This is a genomic window from Desertibacillus haloalkaliphilus (assembly GCF_019039105.1).
In the GTDB taxonomy this organism is placed as follows: domain Bacteria; phylum Bacillota; class Bacilli; order Bacillales; family KJ1-10-99; genus Desertibacillus; species Desertibacillus haloalkaliphilus.
Window position 1 is genome coordinate 1 of the sequence record NZ_JAHPIV010000569.1, and the last position, 333, is coordinate 333.

Here is a 333-nt window from a genome sequence, read left to right on the forward strand (position 1 = left end):
CTCCCTCTCTCTCTTCCCTTTCCTCTCTCCCCTCCCTTTTCCCTCTCTCCCTTTTCCTCCCCTTCCTCCTTTTTCCCTCCCCTCCCTCCCCCCTCTTTCTCCCCTCCTTTTTTCTCCTCTTTCCCTTCCTTCTTCCCCTTTTCTCCTTCTTCCCCTTTTCCTCCCCTCCTCTTCTTTTTCTCCTCTTCTCCCTTTTCTCTCCTTCCCTCCTCTTCTTCTTCTCTTTTCTTTTTTTTCTTCCCCTTCCTTTTCTTCCCCCTCCCCTTTCCCTTCTCCTTCTTTTCCCCTTTTTCTCCTCTTTCCCCTTTCTTTCCTCTTCTTTTCTTCCTTTTT

General features: G+C 48.9%; 1 protein-coding gene. It reads right to left on the reverse strand.

Annotated elements, in window-relative coordinates; translation table 11 throughout:
• On the reverse strand, positions 1 to 333 hold a 333-nt coding region (locus KH400_RS30420), incomplete at both ends, for a hypothetical protein (protein WP_217228699.1).